This is a genomic window from Streptomyces sp. NPDC001970 (assembly GCF_053594115.1).
Genome location: NZ_JBSFDW010000071.1, coordinates 1 through 18668, shown reverse-complemented (window position 1 = coordinate 18668; position 18668 = coordinate 1). Strand labels below are relative to the sequence as shown.

Below are 18668 nucleotides of genomic sequence, written 5' to 3'. Positions count from 1 at the left end.
TTTTTATATTCCGCGCCCCCCTCTCATTCTTCCCCTTTCCCTATAACTCTGGCCCCCCCCCCCCCCCCGGGGGGGTGGGGGGGGGGGGGGGGGGGGGGGGGGGCCCCCCCCCCCCCACCCCTCGGGGTCTCCCTGGATCTCTCCCGTCCGGTCACATCGTGGGCAGCCAGCTCACTTTCCCGGCCAGCAGCGCGTATCCGACGAACGCCACGATGTCGAGGAGCGCGTGTGCGACGACGAGCGGGCCGACGCGGCCCCAACGCCGGTAGAGGAGGACGAAGACGGCGCCCATCACCATGTTGCCGATGAAGCCGCCGATCCCCTGGTACAGGTGGTACGAGCCGCGCAGCACGGAGCTGGCGACGAGGGCCGCGGTCGGGGTCCAGCCCAGTTGTCCGAGCCGCCGCAGCAGGTAGCCGACGACGATCACCTCTTCGACCAGGGAGTTCTGCAGGGCGGAGAGGATCAGGACCGGGTACTTCCACCAGACGTCGGGGAGCGCCTCGGGCACCACGGTGAGATTGAATCCGGCGGCTCTGGCGATCAGGTAGAAGGCGAGTCCGGCGCTGCCGATCCCCGCGGCGACCAGTACTCCGCGGCCGAGGTCCGGCCAGGGTTTGGTGCGGTCGAGGCCGATGGCTCGGAGTCCGCCTGCGCCCTCGCGCAGCAGGAAGTGGGCGACGAGCGCGACGGGTACGAGGGCGGTGGCGATGCCGAAGAGCTGCCAGGCGAGGTCGAGCCAGGGCCGGCCGGGGGCGTAGGAGCTGTTGAGTGTCGCTGCCTGGTCCTTCAGGCCCCCCGGTTTCGTCAGTGAGCCTATGAAACTGATCAGTGACGAGAGCGCGCTGGCGCCGAGTGAGAGCGCCAGGACGAGCAGTGTCTCGGATCGCAGGATTCTCCGCGACATGCCCCCTTCGGGGAGCGAACCGGACGTGTGTCCTGCTTCCGCCTGCACAGTTGCCTCCTGTTGCCTTGCCTCGTGCGCCGTCACAGCTTGCCCGACGCGGGCGTGGCGGACGAGGGCAGGGCCCGTGGCGGTGGCCGTCCGGCGTGGTGGGCGTCGTCGGCGGGCGGGATGTCAGCCGGAGGGGGCAGCCCCGGGGCCAGGCCGGCCGGCGGGCCGAGGACCGACCACCGGTCGCAGGGCGAAACCGTGGACGGAAGCCCGGGCTGCAGGGCCGGAGCTCAGCCGGCGGGGCCCGCGGGCCAGGTGTGCACGGGGTCGCCGGTGTGCATCAGTTCGGCGTATCTGCGGGTGAGGGCTGCCAGGGCGGCTTCCCGGTCCAGTCCGGATTCCATGGCCCGGTGGAAGGCGTCTGCCTGCCAGGATGCGCCGTTGACCCGGCGTCTGCACCGTCCCTCGATGACTCCGAGGTACTGGTCGCGGTCTGCGGGTTCGATGTTCCAGGCGTCGAGTCCGGCTGCGGCGAGGGGCAGCAGTTCGTCTCGTACGAGTGTGACGGCGGGCACGCGCGTCATGCCGCCGTTTCGGCCGGGGCGGGGCCAGAGGAGTTCGGCGTCGATGCCATGGCGGCACGCGGTGTCGAAGTTGTCGGCGGCGGCGTCGAACGGCATGCGCGTCCAGACGGGCCGTGACTCTTCGGCGAGGGCTCGGACGAGGCCGTAGTAGAAGGCGGCGTTGGCCACCACGTCGGTGACGGTGGGGCCGGCGGGGAGGACGCGGTTTTCGACGCGCAGGTGGGGCACGCCGTCGGCGAGTCCGTACACGGGTCGGTTCCAGCGGTAGACGGTGCCGTTGTGCAGGACGAGTTCCTGGAGGCGGGGTATGCCGCCGTCGTCGAGGACGCGCAGGGGATCTTCTTCGTCGCAGATCGGGAGGAGCGCGGGGAAGTAGCGCAGGTTCTCTTCGAAGAGTTCGTACGCCGAGCCGACCCAGCGTTCGCCGAACCAGGTCCGCGGCCGTACGCCCTGGGCCTGGAGTTCGGGTGGGCGGGTGTCCGTGGCCTGTTGGAAGAGGGGCGGCCTGGATTCGCGCCACAGTTCTCTGCCGAAGAGGAAGGGGGAGTTGGCGCCGATGGCGATCTGGACGGCTGCGATGGCCTGGGCCGCGTTCCAGACCTGGGCGAATCGTGCGGGTGTCACTTGGAGGTGCAGCTGCACGGAGGTGCATGCGGCTTCGGGGGCGATGGATGTCGAGGTGCAGCTGAGCCGTTCGACTCCGTCGATGTCGAGGGTGAAGTCCTCACCGCGTGCGGCGACGATCTGGTCGTTGAGCAGGGCGTACCGGTCGACGTCGGAGAGGTTGGCGGAGGTCAGGTCATTGCGGTCGAGGGTGGGGAGAATTCCGATCATCACGATGCCGGCGTCGATCTCGGTGGCTTTGCGGTGGGCGTATCCCAGTCCGGTGCGCAGCTCCTCGGTGAGCTGGTCGAGGACCCGTCCGCCGAGTCGGTGGGGGGCTATGTTGACCTCGAGGTTGAACATTCCGAGTTCGGTCTGGAAATCTCGGCTGGCTATCCGGTCGAGTACTTCAGCATTCGCCATCCGCGGCCGGCCGTCGGCGCCGGCGAGATTGAGTTCGATCTCGAGGCCCATGAGGTTCTTGGGCCGGTCGAACCTCTTCTCTGCCAGGAGTCTCCCCAGTCCCGCCAGGCACTGCTGCAACTTTCTCCGGTACCTTTGCCGATCGGACAGGTCGAACCCGCCTGCCACGACCTTCTCCCCCATCGAAGCACCCCTCCTCGAGTGGGCGGCCTGCGGCGTCGGCCGCCGTGTCACGGACGATAATGCCCAGGCGGGCTGATCCATAACGCCTCGCGTGCGACGGTGGGACGCTAGTCTGGATCCGTATTCGCGAGGCACATTCCGTCGGCATGGTGCAGCACTCACGTACCACTGCCCGGTGCGTGGTGAAAAACGCCGACGAGATTCGGCCGACCGCTGGTGGGGTAACACCCCAGGTGTCGCGCCTGCGTCCGCAGGAAGGCACCGGTAACTCCCTCCGAAAAAGTCTGGATTCGGCCTTGCCTGCAATGCCGGGGACAGCTAGCAGAAACACTGCGTGAACACGCGTCGTATAAACTCCGCGAACGAGGCAGAGAGTTGGCGCCCGGCCATGGCCTTTCAGCCCCCCTCTGGCCCACGCTGACAGTGCCGTCCGCACCTGCCCTCGCATCACCCTGTCTCTTGAGTGAGAGGCGACCCACCATGCCGCTTCACGTTCCCCCGGCTCCCGCGCCTGCCCTGCGCAGTGTCCTCACGGCTCTCGGTTCCCCCGCCGCAGTCCGCGAGGCCCGTACCCCTGCTCTCCGTTCCGTCCAAGGAGCGGTGAGTCCCGAACTGCCGCTTCCCGTCCATGTGCTGGACCAGGTCGTCCCGCGCGCGGGCCGTGCGCCACGCACCCGGCTGGCCGGGTGGAGGTTTCTGATCCGCGGGGGTGAGCGTTCGGTCGCGGCCGCGGACACGATGCTGACTCCGGACGGCTGGGCGTTCTCGCACTTCTTCGAGGGTCCGTACATCGCCTCGACCGAGCGTGCGCTGCAGCAGGCCGAGTCGTTGCCGGAGGGCTACCAGCCGCGGTTGCTGTCCGTGCCCGAGCTGTACATGCTGACGCTGTGGCTGCACGGCGACACGGAGGCCGACGCCTCGGGCGGGGCGCCCGCGCCCTCCGATCTGCTGGTGCCGCTGGCGCCGGCGCCGCCGGGGATCGCCGCGCACCGGCCGCACCGGGTGGCCGATCTGCTGCCTGTGCTGACGCTTCGCGCCACTCCGGCGCCGCTGCTCGGGTCACCTGCCTGATCTCTGGCTACGTGGTGTTCCGCCCCGTGACATCTGTGTCACGGGGCGTCGCCATGGCCCGTCCGGACTAGCCCGGTACGGTCAGCCGGAACCACCCGAACGGACAGTGCAGTTGAGCTGAACCGTCCGCGCGGGTGATACGTCATTAAGTGGTAAGACGAGCTGCCGTGAAATCCCTGCGGATTGACGCCCGTGGGGCAACACTGGGATCGGACCGACAGATCGGGGGGCGGCCATGAGCACCGCATCGAGCCGCAGCACACTCACCACACCGCAGCGAAAGAACCCATCCATGTGCCAGCACCAGCCACCCTGCCCCTCAGCCGACTCTCCCGACCGGGAGGCCGCGCGCCTCGTGGCGCACCACCCGGAGCAGGGATGGAGCCTGCTGTGCAACGCTGTCCTGCTTTTCGAGGACACCGGTGAGCTGCTTCCGGACGGGCAGATCATCGCCCCGCACCGGCCGCAGCAGGTGGCGAAGGCTGCCTGAGAGAGCCGGGCTGCCTTCGCGCAGCGCTGGACCTGGCAGGGTCTGGGACGGCGGAGCAGGAGCGGGAACGGAGAGGGCCGGTTCGGAGGAGATCTCCGAACCGGCCCTCACGCGTGGGTGCAGGCGCTCAGCGCACGCGTTCGTGCTGCTGATCAGCCGTCGTACTCGTCGAGCGGCGGGCAGGAGCAGACGAGGTTGCGGTCGCCGAAGGCGCCGTCGATGCGGCGCACCGGCGGCCAGTACTTGTCTGCGGCCTCGACGCCGGCCGGGAAGACGGCCTCGTCGCGGCTGTAGGGGTGCTCCCACTCGCCGCCGAGGGCTGCCGCGGTGTGCGGGGCGTTGCGCAGCGGGTTGTCGTCCGCGGGCCACTCGCCGGAGGCGACCTTCTCGATCTCCGCACGGATCGCGATCATGGTGTCGCAGAACCGGTCGAGTTCGGTCAGGTCCTCGCTCTCGGTGGGCTCGATCATCAGCGTGCCGGCGACGGGGAACGACATGGTCGGCGCGTGGAAGCCGTAGTCGATGAGCCGCTTGGCGATGTCGTCGACGCTGACGCCCGTGGCCTTGGAGATGGGCCGCAGGTCGATGATGCACTCGTGGGCGACGAGACCGGCGGGTCCGGTGTAGAGCACCGGGTAGTGGGGCTCCAGACGCTTGGCGATGTAGTTCGCCGCGAGGACGGCGACCTGGGTGGCGCGCTTGAGGCCCTCGCCGCCCATGAGCCGGACGTAGGCCCAGGAGATGGGCAGAATGCCGGCGGAGCCCCAGGGGGCGGCCGAGATCGGGCCGACGCCGGTCTCGGGTCCGGCGGTCGGCTGGAGCGGGTGGTTCGGCAGGTACGGGGCGAGGTGCGCGCGGACGCCGACGGGGCCGACGCCGGGGCCGCCGCCGCCGTGCGGGATGCAGAAGGTCTTGTGCAGGTTGAGGTGAGAGACGTCGCCGCCGAACTTGCCCGGCTTGGCAAGGCCCACCAGCGCGTTGAGGTTGGCGCCGTCGACGTACACCTGGCCGCCGGCGTCGTGCACCTGGGCGCAGATGTCGGCGACGTGCTCCTCGAACACGCCGTGCGTCGACGGGTACGTGATCATGAGGACGGACAGCTCGTCGCGGTACTGCTCGATCTTGGCGCGCAGGTCGTCGACGTCGATCTCGCCGTCGTCGGCGGTCTTGACGACGACGACCTTCATGCCGGCCATGACGGCGCTGGCGGCGTTGGTGCCGTGTGCGGAGGACGGGATGAGGCAGACGGTGCGCTGCTCGTCGCCGTTGGCGCGGTGGTACGCACGGACCGCCAGCAGGCCGGCGAGTTCGCCCTGGGAGCCGGCGTTGGGCTGGAGGGAGACCTTGTCGTAGCCGGTGACCTCGGCGAGACGCTCCTCCAGCTCGTGGATGAGGGTCAGGTATCCCTGCGCCTGCTCGACCGGGGCGAAGGGGTGGATCTGGCCGAACTCGGGCCAGGTGACCGGCTCCATCTCGGTGGTCGCGTTCAGCTTCATGGTGCAGGAACCGAGCGGGATCATGCCGCGGTCCAGCGCGTAGTCACGGTCGGCGAGGCGGCGCAGGTAGCGCAGCATCGCGGTCTCGGAGCGGTGCTGGTGGAAGACGGGGTGGGTGAGGTAGTCGTCTGTGCGCAGCAGTGCGGCGGGGAGGGTGTCGTCGGTCGTGGTGTCGAGCGCCTCGATGTCGCCGACGACGCCGAAGGCGGACCAGACGGCGGTCAGCTGGGCGCGGTCCGTGGTCTCGTCGCAGGAGAGGGAGACGTGGTCGGCGTCGGCGCGGTGCAGATTGACGCCGTTCTTGCGGGCGGCGGCGACGATGTCGGCGGCCTTGCCCGGGACGCGCGCGGTCAGGGTGTCGAAGTACGTGTCGTGCACGAGCTCGACGCCGCCGGCGCGCAGACCGGCGGCGAGGATGGCGGCGTACCGGTGGGTGCGGCGCGCGATCGTCCTGAGGCCCTCCGGGCCGTGGTAGACGGCGTACATTCCGGCCATGACGGCGAGGAGCACCTGCGCGGTGCAGATGTTGCTGGTGGCCTTCTCGCGGCGGATGTGCTGCTCGCGGGTCTGCAGGGCGAGGCGGTAGGCCTTGTTGCCGTCGGCGTCGACCGAGACGCCGACGAGGCGGCCGGGGAGGCTGCGGGCGTGCTTGGCCTGGACGGCCATGTAGCCGGCGTGGGGGCCGCCGAAGCCCATGGGGACGCCGAAGCGCTGGGTGGTGCCGACGGCGATGTCCGCGCCGAGCTCGCCGGGCGAGGTGAGCAGCGTCAGGGCGAGCAGGTCGGCTGCGACGGTGACGATCGCACCGAGTTCGTGGGCCTGCTCGATGACGGGCTTCAGGTCGCGGACGGCGCCGGAGGCGCCCGGGTACTGGAGGAGGACGCCGAAGACGCCGCGCTCGGCGATCTCGGCGGGGATGCCGTTGCCGAGGTCGGCGACGACGACCTCGACGCCGGTCGGCTCGGCGCGGGTCTCGATCACGGCGATGGTCTGCGGCAGGGAGTCGGCGTCGACCAGGAAGACGCCGTCCCTGACCTTGCCGACGCGGCGAGACAGGGCCATGGCCTCGGCGGCCGCGGTGCCCTCGTCGAGCAGCGAGGCGCCGGAGGTGGGCAGGCCGGTCAGGTCGGCGACCACGGTCTGGAAGTTGAGCAGCGCTTCCAGGCGGCCCTGCGAGATCTCGGGCTGGTACGGGGTGTACGCCGTGTACCAGGCCGGGTTCTCCATGACGTTGCGGAGGATGACCGGCGGGGTGAACGTGCCGTAGTAGCCGAGGCCGATCATGGGCGCCAGGACCTTGTTGCGGTCGGCGAGGGTGCGCAGTTCGGCGAGGACCTCGGCCTCGGTGCGGGCGTCGGGCAGCCCGAGCGCCTCGGCGCTCTTGATCACGTCCGGCACGGCCGCGGCGGTCAGCTCGTCGAGCGAGCCGTAGCCGACCTGCGCGAGCATTTTCGCCTGGGCCGCGGCGTCGGGGCCGATGTGGCGCTGTTCGAAGGGCGTGCCTTGCTCCAGCCGGGAGAGCGGAGTGCGGTTGGCGGTCATGCTGAGGCCTCCTGGTCGATACGACCTGCGAGGGGCACCACGGCGTGGGTGCCCGGACGGCCTCCCCCTCTGTCATCTCAACCTGAGAGCTTCACCGGTCCGCGCGCATGGCGACGTACCGGTTTTCACCGTCGGTGAGAGCGGATGCCGACCGACGCCCGCCCTGCTTTCCAGAGTGACCTCGTCCGTGCGGTACAGGGGCCTGAGAGATTCCGGGGAGGATTTGCTCCTTCGGCGTCTCCGGTCGGGGACCGGAGCACTCTCCCGCACGGGGTCAGCGGCCATCGCCAGCCTACCAGCGCGGTCTTGGCCGGAGCCGTCGAGTGGCCGAGGCCACAGATGTGCACTTTCGTAGTACTTACGGGTGGTGCGACCAGTTGGAGGGACCGTGCAGACCGACATCGATCCGCGCAGCCTGATAGGCCGCAAGGCGTTCGACCGCCACGGTACGAAGATCGGGACCGTGGACGAGGTGTATCTCGACGACGCGACGGGGGTGCCGGAGTGGGCGGCCGTTCGCACGGGGCTGTTCAGCAGGGATGCGTTCGTGCCTCTGGAGCCCAGTGAGCTGGGGGGCGACGGCCTTCATGTCCCGTTCGAGCGGGCTCTGATCAAGGACGCACCCGACTTCGGGGTCGGCAGGCATCTCTCGCCGGAGCAGGAATTGCAGCTCTACCACCACTACGGTCTCGACCTCCCCGCTCCGCCGGAGAAGCGGGCTCCTTCGCCGCCTTCCGATTCCGGTGGCCCGGGGGCGGGACCGGAGTCCCCGGGGGACCGTGACTTCGGGCGGCTGGCGGGCCAGGACGACTGATGCGGTGAGGGCTCGGTCTGCGGCGACCGGGCTGTCGGCGGCTCCTCGAGTGGTGGGGCATGGGGTCGGGCTTGCGGTGGCTGATCCTGCGGTGTTCCGTCCGCCGGCGGTCGACCTGGCGGGGGCGGCACGGGTGGCGCGCGGTCGGGTTCCCGCCGGACCAGCGGCAGCGGCTCCGACGGTTCGAGGTCGGGGTCGTCGACGGAGAAGGTCCGTACTCTCCCCGGCGCGGGCGACCAAGGTTCCTCGAAGCGCACGGTGACCCGTCCCAGCCCGCTCCCCTGCACCCAGCCGGCCCCGTACCGGGTGTGGCGCACATCGTGCCCGGCGGCCCAGCGGCGCTCGGCCGCCGGCCGGGGAGGTGCTTCCTGCGTCTGCGGTTCGTCCCCGACGGGATGGTGCCCGGGGCGTTCGCGCTCGTCGTCGAGGGCCTGATCGCCGGCCGCGGCCTGGGCGAACAGATCCTCCTGGGTGTAGTCGGTAAGGCCGGTGACGCCCACTCCGAGCAGCCTGACGCCGCCGGTGGTGTCCACCGACTCCAGCAGGCGGCCGGCGGCCTCCCGCACCACCGCGGGGTCGTCGGTCGGGCCGCGCAGCGTCTCCGACCGGGTGAGTGTCGAGAAGTCGTACCGACGGACCTTCAGCACGATCGTCCTGCCGGAGTGACCGGATCCGCGAAGCCGTCGTACGCACCGGTCCGCGAGTCGCTCCACCTCCAGTCTGATCCGCACCCGGTCGTGCAGATCGACGTCGAAGGTGTCCTCCACCGACACCGACTTCGCGTCGCGCTCGGCGATCACCGGCCGGTCGTCGTGGCCGATGGCCATGCGGAACAGCGCCGTCCCGTGCGCCTTCCCCAGCAGTCGTACGAGTTCGTCCTCGCCGGCCTCGGCCAGGTCGGCGATGGTGGTCATCCCTGCGCGCCGCAGATGCTCACCGGTCGCGGGCCCTACCCCGGGAAGCGTCCGCACGGTCATGGGGCCGAGCAGCTCACGCTCCGTGCCCGGCTCGATCAGCAGCAGTCCGTCGGGCTTGGCCTGCTCGGAGGCGATCTTCGCCAGCATCTTGGACCCGGCGAGGCCCACCGACCCGGTCAGCCCCGTGACCGCGAGAATGTCCCTGCGCAGCCGCTCACCGGCCTCTCGCGCCGAGCGCGAGTCGTCGGCCGTGCCTCCCGCCTCCAGGTCCACAAAGGCCTCGTCCAGGCTCAGCGGCTCCACGAGCGGCGACAGCCTCCCGAGCAGCTCCATCACCTGGTCGCTCACCGACCGGTAGAGGGAGAAGCGGGGCACCAGATACGCGGCGTTCGGGCACAGCCTGCGGGCCTGGGCCATCGGCATCGCCGAGCGCACGCCGAACCGTCTCGCCTCGTACGACGCGGTCGCGACCACTCCGCGCGGCCCGAGGCCGCCGACGATCACCGGCTTTCCGCGCAGGCTGGGCTTCGCCGCCTGCTCGGCGGCGGCGAAGAACGCATCCATGTCCAGATGCAGAATCGTCGGCGCTGATCTCACACCTCAGATGCTGCCCTACCCCACTGACAGTCGGCCGTACGCCGGTGAGACCTACGTGCGACGGCGCCTGGGGACGCCCTGGGGCCGCCGCGACGGCGCCGAGGCACGCATGCGGTGGGGCCGGGCGGTCAGACGGCGCGGTCGCGCCGGCGCCTGGCCAGTTCGTCCGCCGGGTTGTGGCCGACGAGTGTCTCGCCGGTGTCGATGCGCTCGCCGTGCAGCTGTGACAGCGCCGCCTCGACATCCCGCCACACGACGCCGACGGCGATCCCGAAGACTCCCTGGCCGCCCTGCAGCAGGTCCACGACCTCGTCGGGCGAGGAGCACTCGTAGACGGTCGCGCCGTCGCTCATCAGCGTCATGCGCTCCAGGTCCGCGAATCCGCGGGCGCGCAGATGCTGCACCGCCGTGCGGATGTTCTGCAGCGCGACACCGGTGTCCAGGAAACGCTTCACGATCTTCAGGACGACGACGTCCCGGAAGCTGTACAGCCGCTGGGTGCCCGATCCGTGGGCGGGGCGGACGCTCGGCTCCACGAGACCGGTGCGCGCCCAGTAGTCGAGCTGCCGGTAGGTGATGCCCGCCGCGGCGCACGCGGTAGGCCCCCGGTAGCCGATGGTCTCGGTCGAGGTGTCGGCCGAACTGATGTGAAGCGGATACGGCGTGCCCCGCCCCGGAGTGACTCCGAGGGGACCCCCTGCCGTACCGTCGCCGCTGCTTCTCACGCCGACCTCCGTCCTTGACCTGCCATCTCGACGGTAGGCAGTTGCTCGGGGTGCGTCAACGATCGCCACACTCGGCACGCCGAGTGATAATCACCCTGAGAGTGGTTTTCCGTGCCCCGATCCGGGGAACGGCTTCACGAATGTGCCGGTACACCCGTGTGGTGTCGCCGGCGGCAGGTCATTGACTGCTGGAGCCGAAGTCCTCGGGAGAGATCTGGTCGAGGAACTCGCGGAACTTCTCGACCTCGTCCTCCTGCTCGTCGGGGATCGCGATGCCCGCGTCGTCCAGCACGCCGTCGCTGCCGTAGATCGGCGTGCCGGTGCGCAGTGCGAGGGCTATGGCGTCCGACGGCCGGGCGCTCACCTCGACGCCGCTGGCGAAGACCAGCTCGGCGTAGAAGACGCCTTCCCGCAGGTCGGTGATGCGGACCTCGGTGAGTTCCTGCCCGACGGCCTCCAGCACGTCCTTGAACAGGTCGTGGGTCAGTGGCCTGGCAGGCGCCATGCCCTGCTGGGCGAAGGCGATCGCGGTCGCCTCCCCGGGGCCGATCCAGATGGGGAGGTACCGGTCGCCTCCCACTTCGCGCAGGAGCACGATCGGCTGGTTGGACGGCATTTCCACCCGGACACCCACAACGTCGAGCTCGTTCACACAGCAACCCTAGGACGTGCCTGGCAGGTTTGGGTAGTCGGGCTCCCCCGAGATCGGTGCGCGGCTGGTGCCGGATCGAGCAGGATCAGCGCAGCCGGACACCGAGGGCCGTCTGCATCAGGGCCGCATGGAGCCGCACGGACAGCGCCGCGAGCTCTTTCGTGGTCGCCTCGGCATGGGCCCTGGTCTGCGGATTGCGATGCCGGCGCAGCGGTGCGACCACTTGTTCGACCAGTCCGGCCTCGCGGTCGGCGGCTGCTTTCATGGCGCGCAGATGCCTCGGTTCGAGACCGAATCGGCCCATGTCCGCCACAAGTTTGGCCACGGTCACTGATTCGACGTCGTAACCGCCGTCCGCCGCGGGAGTGATGAGCCCGTACGACTCCCAGGCCTCCAGCTCCGCCTCGGTCACGGCCGCGGCGGCGAGCAGCTCGGCCCGGCCGATCCGGGCCGCCGTCGGGCGGTCCGGCTCCGGATACCCGCCCCCGCCGACGGCAGGCAGGTCCCGCGGCGCGCCGCCCTGGGGCGGCAGCGGGAGCCGCTCACCGCGTTCCAGGGCGTCGAGATGCTCCCGGATGACCTTCAGGGGAAGATAGTGATCCCGCTGCATACGCAGCACCTGGGCCAGCCGCTCGACATCCTCGGGGCTGAATTTGCGGTAGCCGGACGGGGTGCGCCGTGGCTCGACCAGGCCCTCGGCCTCCAGGAAGCGGATCTTGGAGATGGTGACCTCGGGGAACTCGTCGCACAGCTGGTTCAGCACCGAACCGATACTGAACAGCCTGTCGCCTCCGGCGGTGCCGTGACCGGCACCGCCCGGGGGTGTTCGCAGCATGGACCTTCCCTGAGGGTCACAGGCCCCGCTGGCTCGAGTGGAAGACCAGCCGGTACTTACCGATCTGAACCTCGTCGCCGTTCGACAGCACGACCGAGTCGATCGGCTCCCTGTTGACGTACGTACCGTTCAGGCTGCCGACATCGGTGACGGTGAAGCTGCCGTCGGGCGACCTGCGGAACTCCACATGGCGCCGGGAGACGGTCACGTCGTCGAGGAAGATGTCGCTCTGCGGGTGGCGCCCCGCCGTCGTCAGCTCGCCGTCCAGCAGGAACCGGCTGCCCGAATTCGGCCCGCGGCGCACCACGAGCAGTGCCGAGCCGAGGGGCAGCGCGTCGACGGCCGCCTGGGCCTCGGGCGACAGCGAGGGCAAGGGCGTCTGGCCGGTCGCCTCGGCCTCGTAGGCCTCGAGCCCGGAGATGGAGATCGTCGAGGTCGTCTCCGAAGCGCGCTCGGCCGGCACTCCGGGCCGCAGCGGCGCGCCGCAGTTGGAGCAGAAGCGGCTCGCTTCGGCGTTGCGGTGACCGCACCGCGTACAAACCGGCATGGACGGATCCTCCTGCCGCGGCTGCCCCGCGGGGGCCTGGGACGCATACGGATCGGAGGTAAACCCTCCACCCGTACTTGAGGTTGACGGTGTCCCGAAACCTATGCGGCCGGGACCTGCAGGGTCAACAGCAGACGCGCCCTGACCGCCGGTAATGTCACCGCCCGGGCCGGCGACCTCGTCCCGGAAGAGCGGGCGCTCGCCGCCCTGCTCCGCCTCCTGGCCCTGGCGCGGTGCGCGATGGCGGGCGGTGCCGCTGTCCTCGCGAGCGCTCTTGCCGAACAACTTCCCAAACAACTTCACGGGCGATTCCCCTTGACCGAAACAGACCCGCCCGTGGGGCAGGAACCCTGATTGAACACACCTGCCGAACCGGACACCCTCACAACGTCCGTGACCTCCGGACAGTTTCCACCACGCAGCATGCTTACGATGCGTCGACCCCCCGCAACCTCTTGTCGTTGTCCGGCTCCCCTATGCCATCCCCGCGTCACTGGGAGGACGACCGAGCGTAGTCAGGCCGTTCCGCCGGTCGCAAGGCATCAACGACGATCTTCTCCGACCGGGTCACCGTGGCGGTGGCCTGCTCCTTCTCCAGGGTCTGCACCACGCCTCCCGGGATGTTCAGCGCCGGCTCGAGGTCCTGCGGTTTGCCGATGACCTTGAACCGGTAGGGAGCGCTGATCTTGTTCCCGTCGACCTCGATGTCACCGCCACTGCCGGAGAAGTACGAACCGGCGACCACCCTGACGCCATTGACCTGGATGGCCTCCGCACCCGCGGCCCGCAACTCCTGGATCGCATCGAGGAGCATGTCCGACTCGACGGCACCGGAGCCGTCGTCGATGGTCAGCGTGATACCCGGGCCCTCGGCCGCCACCGTACCCGCCAGGATGCCCAGCTGCCGCTCCTTTTCCTGCGTCTGCTTCCGCGCCTCTTCGGCCTGGTCCGAGCTGGTCTCCAGCTCGGTCCGCTGGTCCTCGAGACGCGCCTTCTCATCTTCCAGACGCGTGGTGCGGTCGTCGAGTTCATCGAGGATGCGCACCAGATCCTCCTGCCGCGCGCCGCGCAGCGCGCTGTTGTCGCTCGTGGACCGGACCTGGATGGCCAGGCCGAGGCCGAGGACGAACAGCAGGAGGGCGACGATGAGTTGGGCGCGGCTGACGCGCGGCGGCCAGAGCCCCGCGATCAGCCGCTGCCGGCCGGTCAGCCCGTCCGTGGCCTTGCCGGCCTGCGGATCGGTGCGGTCCCGCTGCCCCGCGGGGTCGTGCCGGTCGCTGACGTCGGTCCGGTGGGTGGCGTCAGCGAGGTCCTGCTGGTCAGTGCCTGCGTACGCGTGTGCGGCCGCCTGCGGATCCCTCGGCGCCTGTTCGGCGTCGCGCGCCGCCTGCTCGTTGCCGCTCGTGGACGTGTTTCCGTGCATCGGATCGTTGTCGCTCATCCGCCTCACGCCCGGAACACGTGCCGGCGGATGGCGGCCGCGTTGGAGAAGATCCGGATGCCGAGCACGACCACGACACCCGTGGAGAGCTGAGCACCGACGCCGAGCTTGTCACCGAGGAACACGATCAGAGCGGCGACCACGACGTTCGACAGGAAGGAGACCACGAAGACCTTGTCGACGAAGATCCCGTCCAGCATGGCGCGCAGCCCGCCGAATACCGCGTCGAGGGCGGCGACCACGGCGATCGGCAGGTAGGGCTCGACCACCGCCGGCACTTCGGGGCGGAGCAACAGTCCCGCCACGACTCCTACGACGAGGCCCAGTACGGCGATCACGATGTGCCCTTCCCTGTGTCGGCTGTGTCGGCTGGCTCGGCAGCGCCCTGCTCGCTGCCCGCTGCGGCTTCGGCGGTCATCGGCTCCGCGGTACGCACGATCAGGCTCGGCGCGGCCGGCAGCCGTACCACGTCCTGCGCGGAAATGCTGGTGCGAATACCGAAGTTCTCCTGCAGCGCGTGCAGGTACTGGCCGTCGGCGCTGTCCTGGAAAGCGGTGCTCAGCTTGTTCCCATCCCCCACCGCCAGCACCGTGTAGGGGGGCACCAGCGGCTTGTTGTCGACGAGTATGGCGTCGCCGGCCGCGCGGATCGCGGACAGGGCCGTCAGCCGCTGTCCGTTGATCGACACGGCCTCCGCGCCGGACTCCCACAGGCCGTTGACGACGCGCTGCATGTCCCGGTCGCGTACCCGGCCCGTGTCGGAGAAGCCGCCGCTCTCGCGCGGACCACCGCTGTCCGAGGCGGCGTCCTTGGCATCGTCGACGACCAGCTTGATCCCGGGTCCGTGCACCTCGGTGCCTCCCGAGAGCAGCGCGACCAGTTGGCCCTGGTCGCCACCGTGTTGCTGCAGAGCCTTGCGCTGCCGCTCGCCCACCTCGTCGCGGAGGCGGTCGACCTCGGCCTCGAGTTCGTCGGCCGCCGCGGTCTCCGCGTCGATGCGGTCGATGAGCTCCTCGCGTTCCTTGGCCACCACCGGTGCCGATATGCGCGCCTCGGCCGCCCCGAGGGTGACGACGAGGGCGGCCAGTACGAGACCGGCCGCGAGCCCCAGTTTGGCGCGCAGCGTCCGGGGAAGTCCGCCGTCCTCGGCATCCCTGCGGGCAGCCGCCTCGGCGTAGCCGTCGTCGAGGCTGTGGTCCATGACATTGTTCAGCAGCGACATGGACGCATCAGGGCGCGGCGGCGGTGAGGCGGTGCTCCGAACGGGGGGCTGCTGCGGCATGCCGCACATCGTCGCACGTCGGAACCGCTACCGCCGAATGGCCCCACCGAAGTGTGGGGAGGCGGCAGGCGCCGCCTCCCCACACACCGCTACCGGTTCGGCGACCCGCTCACTGACCTGCGCTCTCGACGGCACCCGCCCACTCGTCGAGCAGGGCCTGCGCGGATGCGTCGTCGGGGCCTTCGGCCCACAGATGGGTGACGGCCTCCGCGGGGTCCGGCAGCACCATCACCCACCGCCCGTCGGCCTCGACCACCCGCACACCATCAGTGGTGTCGACAAAGCGATCTCCCGCCTCCTCGACGACCCGGCGCATGACGAGGCCCTTGACCGCCCAAGGCGTCGCGACGTCCTTGCGCAGCACATGGGCCCGCGGAATCCGGGCGTCGATCTGGCTCAGAGTGAGCTGGGTGCGGGCCACCAGCCCGATGAGCCGAACGAAAGCCGCCGTGCCGTCGAAGACGCTGCTGAATTCGGGAACGATGAAGCCGCCGCGGCCGTCTCCACCGAAGATGGTGGACTCCTCCCGGCAGACCCGGGTCAGATCGTCGGGCGACGTGGTCGTCCATTCGACCTGGGTGCCGTGGTACGCGGCGACCTGCTCGGCGATGCGTGTCGTCGTCACCGGCAGCGCGACGCGGCCGCTGCGGCGCTCCGCGGCGACCAGGTCCAGCATGACGAGAAGGGCCCGATCGTCCTCGATGATCCGCCCGCGCTCGTCCACGAGCGACAGTCGTTCACCGACGGTGTCGAAGCGCACGCCGAACGCGGCTCTGGCCGACGCCACGATCTCTCCGAGGCGCACCAGTCCCTTCCGGCGCGCATCGGCGGTCTCGGTGGGCCGGGACTCGTCGAGGCCGGGATTGATCGTCAGCGCGTCCACGCCGAGACGGCCGAGCAGGCTCGGCAGAACGAGCCCTGCGCTGCCGTTCGAGGCGTCCACGACGACCTTGAGACCGGCTTCGGCGATCCCCGTCGTGTCGACGTTGCGCAGCAGCGATCCGGTGTACGAGTCGAAGACGCTGGCCGGGAAGGACAGGTCCCCGATCTCGCCGGGGAACGCCCGGCGGTAGTCCTGGCGCGCGTACACCCGGTCCAGCTTCCGCTGCCCGGCCTGCGACAGGTCCGCACCGCGTTCGTCGAAGAACATGATGTCGACGGAGTCCGGCACTCCGGGTGACGTACGGATCATGATGCCGCCGGCGCTGCCGCGGGCCGTCTGCTGCCGCGCCACGGGCAGTGGCACGTTTTCCAGGTCGCGTACGTCGATGGCGCTCGCCTGGAGCGCCGAGATCACCGCACGCTTGAGCGCCCGGGCGCCACGTGAGTGGTCCCGCGCGGTGGTGACGGTCGCACCCTTTTTCAGGGTCGTCGCGTACGCACCCGCCAGCCGTACGGCAAGCTCCGGAGTGATCTCCACATTGAGGATCCCGGAGACGCCACGCGCCCCGAAGAGGTGCGCCTGGCCGCGAGACTCCCAGATCACCGAGGTGTTGACGAAGGCGCCGGCCTCGATGGTCTTGAACGGGTAGACGCGCACATTGCCCTGGACGATCGATTCCTCGCCCACGAGGCACTCGTCGCCGATGACGGCGCCGTCCTCGATGCGCGCGGCCCGCATGATGTCGGTGTTCTTACCGATCACGCAGCCGCGAAGATTGCTGTGCTGCCCGATGTAGACGTTGTCGTGGATGACGGCCCTGTGCAGGAACGCACCGCTCTTCACGACGACATTGGAGCCGACGACGGTGTGCTCGCGGATCTCCACATCGGCTTCGACCTTGGCGTAGTCCCCGATGTACAGCGGTCCTCGCAGCACCGCGTCGGGGTGCACCTCGGCTCCTTCGGCCACCCAGACACCGGGCGAGATCTCGAAGCCGTCGAGTTCCACGTCGACCTTGCCCTCAAGGACATCGGCCTGGGCCTTTACATAGCTCTCGTGGGTGCCGACGTCCTCCCAATAACCCTCGGCGATATAGCCGTAGATCGGCTTGCCTTCCTTCATGAGTTGAGGGAAGACATCGCCGGACCAGTCCACCGAAACGTCTGCCTCGACGTAGTCGAAGACCTCGGGCTCCATGACGTAGATGCCGGTGTTCACGGTGTCCGAGAAGACCTGGCCCCAGGTCGGCTTCTCGAGGAACCTCTCGACCTTGCCGTGCTCGTCCACGATGGTGATACCGAATTCAAGCGGATTCGGCACCCGGGTCAGGCACACCGTGACCAGCGCGCCCTTCTCCTTGTGGAAGGCAATGAGGTCGGTCAGATTGAAGTCGGTGAGAGCGTCACCGGAGATGACGAGGAACGTGTCGTCCTTCAGCGCCTCCTCCGCATTCTTCACACTTCCCGCGGTGCCGAGTGGCTTCTCCTCGTGGGCATAGGTGAGTTCCATCCCCAGCTCTTCGCCGTCACCGAAATAGTTCTTGACGAGGGAGGCGAGAAACTGAACGGTTACGACGGTCTCAGTGAGCCCATGCCGCTTCAGCAAGCGCAGCACATGCTCCATGATCGGCCTATTGGCCACCGGTAGCAGTGGCTTGGGCATGCTCGAGGTCATGGGGCGAAGTCGCGTACCTTCGCCACCAGCCATCACGACGGCCTTCATGTCGGAAGCGTCCTCCTTGAAGAGACGACGGTCTAGCCGACTTCACCCATCCGGGCAGGCCCGTGGAATGTCATGTGCGGGCCGGCGGTCTCACCACAGCTCCGGACATACGGCTCAATCGGCAGGGGTATCCGCCCTGACGAGTCGGCGGACCTGGACCACGTAGAGGATCCCTGCCCACCAATAGAGAGTTGTACCCCATCCGGCGAACGCCCATCCGAAAATCTCGGCAAGTGACGCAAGCCACCCGTTTCCGTCACTGAGAAGCAGCAGCGGGAACGCATACATCAGGTTGAAGGTGGCCGCCTTGCCCAGGAAGTTCACCTGCGGCGGCGGATAGCCGTGCCGGCGGAGGATTCCCACCATCACCAGGAGCATCAACTCCCGGGCCAAAAGCGCCAGAGTGAGCCAGAGTGGCAGGATCTCGCGCCAGGTCAGCCCCACGAGGGTGGAAAGGATGTAAAGCCTGTCAGCGGCAGGGTCCAGGATGCGCCCCAGCCTGCTGATCTGGTTCCAGCGCCGGGCGAGCTTGCCGTCGAGATAGTCGCTGACACCACTCAGCGCGAGCACGAGCAGTGCCCAACCGTCGGCCTTCGGCCCGCCGAACTCTGGTAGAAGAATCAACCACAGGAACAGCGGCACGCCGACCAGGCGGGCCATGCTGAGGATGTTGGGGATGGTGAGCACCCGGTCCGTCTGAACGCGAGTCTCCTGGACCTCCACCCGGGGGCCTCCTGTGTGAAACGTGCCAACGATGCCTCCTGACCCTACCCTCAGGTCTTCGGGGGCCGTACAGAGGGGTGGCAGGAATCGAATCTGCCCAACGCAGAAAAGCCCCGGACCACACGGTCCGGGGCTTCCCCCAATAATAGTTCGGCGGCGTCCTACTCTCCCACAGGGTCCCCCCTGCAGTACCATCGGCGCTGAAAGGCTTAGCTTCCGGGTTCGAAATGTAACCGGGCGTTT

The 18668-nt window shown here is 69.2% G+C and carries 15 protein-coding genes, 1 rRNA gene, 1 pseudogene and 1 riboswitch; of the genes and pseudogenes, 3 read left to right on the top strand and 14 right to left on the bottom strand.

All coding sequences use genetic code 11. The features are described 5' to 3' along the window. Positions 1–151: 151 nt before the first annotated feature. The gene (locus ACWCP0_RS40705) at positions 152–955 is read right to left on the bottom strand and encodes a CPBP family intramembrane glutamic endopeptidase (RefSeq protein ID WP_451083758.1); all 804 of its coding nucleotides are present in this window, start codon (positions 953–955) and stop codon (positions 152–154) included. Positions 956–1185: 230 nt separating this feature from the next. Next, complete coding sequence (locus tag ACWCP0_RS40700) at positions 1186–2688, bottom strand: glutamate-cysteine ligase family protein (RefSeq protein WP_451083757.1); 1503 nt, start codon at positions 2686–2688, stop codon at positions 1186–1188. Positions 2689–3168: 480 nt separating this feature from the next. Here ACWCP0_RS40700 and ACWCP0_RS40695 point away from each other — a divergent pair, with 480 nt between their 5' ends. Both ACWCP0_RS40695 and ACWCP0_RS40690 read left to right on the top strand, forming a co-directional pair. Next, positions 3169–3759 (top strand): hypothetical protein, encoded by a 591-nt coding sequence (locus tag ACWCP0_RS40695; RefSeq protein WP_451083756.1) that lies wholly within the window; start codon positions 3169–3171, stop codon positions 3757–3759. Between the two features lie 292 nt (positions 3760–4051). Then, the gene (locus ACWCP0_RS40690; protein ID WP_451083755.1) at positions 4052–4249 is read left to right on the top strand and encodes a DUF5999 family protein; all 198 of its coding nucleotides are present in this window, start codon (positions 4052–4054) and stop codon (positions 4247–4249) included. Between the two features lie 152 nt (positions 4250–4401). Here ACWCP0_RS40690 and gcvP read toward each other — a convergent pair whose 3' ends face one another. Beyond that, positions 4402–7287: an aminomethyl-transferring glycine dehydrogenase gene (gene gcvP, locus ACWCP0_RS40685; RefSeq protein ID WP_451083754.1), complete on the bottom strand. Its 2886-nt coding sequence runs from the start codon at positions 7285–7287 to the stop codon at positions 4402–4404. Between the two features lie 180 nt (positions 7288–7467). Continuing rightward, positions 7468–7564, bottom strand: a riboswitch (glycine riboswitch). Between the two features lie 87 nt (positions 7565–7651). Between gcvP and ACWCP0_RS40680 the strand changes: the two are divergent. Continuing rightward, a pseudogene (locus ACWCP0_RS40680) lies at positions 7652–7825 on the top strand (PRC-barrel domain-containing protein); the annotation flags it as partial. A 143-nt stretch (positions 7826–7968) separates the two neighbouring features. Here the strand turns inward: ACWCP0_RS40680 and ACWCP0_RS40675 are convergent. From ACWCP0_RS40675 to rrf, 11 genes are all read right to left on the bottom strand, one after another. Continuing rightward, positions 7969–9615, bottom strand: coding sequence for a DNA polymerase IV (locus tag ACWCP0_RS40675; protein WP_451083753.1), 1647 nt, complete (start codon positions 9613–9615; stop codon positions 7969–7971). A gap of 128 nt (positions 9616–9743) precedes the next feature. Beyond that, positions 9744–10340: a MerR family transcriptional regulator gene (locus ACWCP0_RS40670; protein WP_451083752.1), complete on the bottom strand. Its 597-nt coding sequence runs from the start codon at positions 10338–10340 to the stop codon at positions 9744–9746. A gap of 178 nt (positions 10341–10518) precedes the next feature. Continuing rightward, positions 10519–10992, bottom strand: a complete 474-nt coding sequence (locus ACWCP0_RS40665) for a bifunctional nuclease family protein (protein WP_026281837.1) — start codon at positions 10990–10992, stop codon at positions 10519–10521. 85 nt (positions 10993–11077) lie between these two features. Then, positions 11078–11827, bottom strand: coding sequence for a transcriptional regulator FtsR (gene ftsR, locus ACWCP0_RS40660; protein WP_451083751.1), 750 nt, complete (start codon positions 11825–11827; stop codon positions 11078–11080). A gap of 16 nt (positions 11828–11843) precedes the next feature. Beyond that, positions 11844–12782 carry an FHA domain-containing protein gene (locus ACWCP0_RS40655; RefSeq protein ID WP_451083759.1) on the bottom strand — a complete coding sequence of 313 codons (939 nt, stop codon included), beginning with the start codon at positions 12780–12782 and terminating at the stop codon, positions 11844–11846. A gap of 82 nt (positions 12783–12864) precedes the next feature. After that, complete coding sequence (locus ACWCP0_RS40650; protein WP_451083750.1) at positions 12865–13797, bottom strand: DUF881 domain-containing protein; 933 nt, start codon at positions 13795–13797, stop codon at positions 12865–12867. Between the two features lie 23 nt (positions 13798–13820). Then, entirely contained in the window at positions 13821–14153 is a 333-nt protein-coding gene (locus ACWCP0_RS40645; RefSeq protein ID WP_242332811.1) for a small basic family protein, read from the bottom strand. Beyond that, entirely contained in the window at positions 14150–15097 is a 948-nt protein-coding gene (locus tag ACWCP0_RS40640; protein ID WP_451083749.1) for a DUF881 domain-containing protein, read from the bottom strand. The genes ACWCP0_RS40645 and ACWCP0_RS40640 overlap by 4 nt, the downstream gene beginning before the upstream one ends. A 109-nt stretch (positions 15098–15206) precedes the next feature. Then, entirely contained in the window at positions 15207–17702 is a 2496-nt protein-coding gene (locus ACWCP0_RS40635; RefSeq protein ID WP_451083748.1) for a sugar phosphate nucleotidyltransferase, read from the bottom strand. 114 nt (positions 17703–17816) lie between these two features. Continuing rightward, positions 17817–18425: a CDP-alcohol phosphatidyltransferase family protein gene (locus ACWCP0_RS40630; protein ID WP_451083747.1), complete on the bottom strand. Its 609-nt coding sequence runs from the start codon at positions 18423–18425 to the stop codon at positions 17817–17819. A gap of 148 nt (positions 18426–18573) precedes the next feature. Next, positions 18574–18668 (bottom strand): 5S ribosomal RNA (gene rrf / locus ACWCP0_RS40625); the annotation flags it as partial.

Coding starts and splice junctions, on each gene's coding strand:
- ACWCP0_RS40690 (WP_451083755.1), top strand. CDS start 4,052: ATGTGCCAGCACCAGCCACCCTGCCCCTCAGCCGACTCTCCCGACCGG.
- ftsR (WP_451083751.1), bottom strand. CDS start 11,827: ATGCTGCGAACACCCCCGGGCGGTGCCGGTCACGGCACCGCCGGAGGC.
- gcvP (WP_451083754.1), bottom strand. CDS start 7,287: ATGACCGCCAACCGCACTCCGCTCTCCCGGCTGGAGCAAGGCACGCCC.
- ACWCP0_RS40640 (WP_451083749.1), bottom strand. CDS start 15,097: ATGCCGCAGCAGCCCCCCGTTCGGAGCACCGCCTCACCGCCGCCGCGC.
- ACWCP0_RS40650 (WP_451083750.1), bottom strand. CDS start 13,797: ATGCACGGAAACACGTCCACGAGCGGCAACGAGCAGGCGGCGCGCGAC.
- ACWCP0_RS40635 (WP_451083748.1), bottom strand. CDS start 17,702: ATGAAGGCCGTCGTGATGGCTGGTGGCGAAGGTACGCGACTTCGCCCC.
- ACWCP0_RS40695 (WP_451083756.1), top strand. CDS start 3,169: ATGCCGCTTCACGTTCCCCCGGCTCCCGCGCCTGCCCTGCGCAGTGTC.
- ACWCP0_RS40700 (WP_451083757.1), bottom strand. CDS start 2,688: ATGGGGGAGAAGGTCGTGGCAGGCGGGTTCGACCTGTCCGATCGGCAA.